At 71.8% G+C, this 1,622-nt stretch carries 1 protein-coding gene; it reads left to right on the top strand.

The window, feature by feature from the left end; all coding sequences use genetic code 11:
* Positions 1-317 precede the first annotated feature (317 nt).
* Positions 318-1,541, top strand: a complete 1,224-nt coding sequence (gene ftsY, locus ACWGI8_RS44070) for a signal recognition particle-docking protein FtsY (RefSeq protein ID WP_453669225.1) — start codon at positions 318-320, stop codon at positions 1,539-1,541.
* The last annotated feature ends 81 nt before the right edge of the window (positions 1,542-1,622 follow it).

The following is a 1,622-nucleotide window of genomic DNA, read 5'->3' as shown; positions in this document are numbered from 1 at the left end:
CCGGCGGTGACGGGCCCCCCCCGCCCCACGCGTGGGGTTGGGGCGGCCCCCGTGTTCTACCACCCCCGGGGGGGGCGGGGGGGCGGACCCCCCAACCACTGGGCGCCCCCCGACCCTGGGTGTGCTGTGGGCACCAGACCCGACCCGTACGGTTCCGGGGTTCCCGGTTCCCGGTACTGGGTGGGTTGTGACTCCGCCCTCACGGGCTTCTCGCCGGCACAAGGCCGGGCGGCGGACCGGCCCGGCCCGCAGGGGCCGACGACCCCTGCCAGGAGAGCGAATGGTCAGGCGGCAGGTCACGCCATACTGGACACGTTATGGAATTCGTCATCCTTGCTGTAGTCATCGCTCTGGTCGCGGTCGGCGTGATCAGCGGACTCGTGGTCAGCAGCCGCAAGAAGAAGCAGCTGCCGCCCTCGGCGCCGTCCAGCACGCCGACCATCACAGCTCCGCCCGCCGAGCCGCATGTCGGCGAGGAGGCGGAGACGCCGCGGGAAGAACCACGCCGCACCATCGAGGAGGTCGACCTCCCCACGGCGGAGGAGGCCGTCGAGACCCCGGCCGCCGTCGAGGACCCGGTCGTCGCGGAGCCGGAGGCTCCCGCGATCGAGATCCCGGAGCCGACCGCGGGCCGTCTCGTACGACTGCGCGCGCGGCTGGCCCGCTCTCAGAACACGCTGGGCAAGGGTCTGCTCACACTGCTGTCGCGGGAGCATCTCGACGACGAGACGTGGGAGGAGATCGAGGACACCCTCCTCACCGCGGACGTCGGTGTCGCGCCGACGCAGGAGCTGGTGGAGCACCTGCGTGAGCGCGTGAAGGTGCTGGGGACGCGTACGCCGCAGGAGCTGCGGCGGCTGCTCCGCGAGGAACTGCTGAACCTCGTCGGCACCGACTTCGACCGGGCCGTGAACACGGAGAGCGACCTGGACACCCCGGGCATCGTCATGGTCGTCGGCGTCAACGGCACCGGCAAGACCACGACGACGGGCAAGCTGGCGCGGGTGCTGGTCGCCGACGGCAAGTCGGTGGTCCTCGGCGCGGCCGACACGTTCCGCGCCGCCGCGACGGATCAGCTGCAGACCTGGGGCGACCGGGTCGGCGCGCGCACCGTCCGCGGTCCGGAGAACGGGGACCCGGCCTCGGTCGCGTACGACGCGGTCAAGGAGGGCATCGCGGAGGGCGCGGACGTCGTCCTCATCGACACGGCGGGCCGGCTGCACACGAAGACGGGCCTGATGGACGAGCTCGGCAAGGTCAAGCGCGTCGTCGAGAAGCACGGCCCGCTGGACGAGGTCCTCCTCGTCCTCGACGCCACGACCGGCCAGAACGGCCTGGTCCAGGCCCGCGTCTTCGCCGAGGTGGTCGACATCACCGGCATCGTCCTCACCAAGCTCGACGGCACCGCCAAGGGCGGCATCGTCGTCGCCGTCCAGCGCGAACTCGGCGTTCCGGTCAAACTCGTCGGCCTCGGCGAGGGTCCGGACGACCTGGCGCCGTTCGAACCGGAAGCGTTCGTCGACGCCCTGATCGGAGACTAGTGCCCCTCCCGGCAAGCTTTGCCCTGTCGCGCCGCCCGGCACGCACCCTCGCTGCGTTGGCCAAAAGCCCTGGTAGCTCCG

The sequence above is a fragment of the Streptomyces sp. NPDC054841 genome, assembly GCF_053611045.1.
The sequence above is the reverse complement of the archived record's forward strand: the minus strand, read 5'-3'. Positions and strand labels throughout refer to the sequence as shown.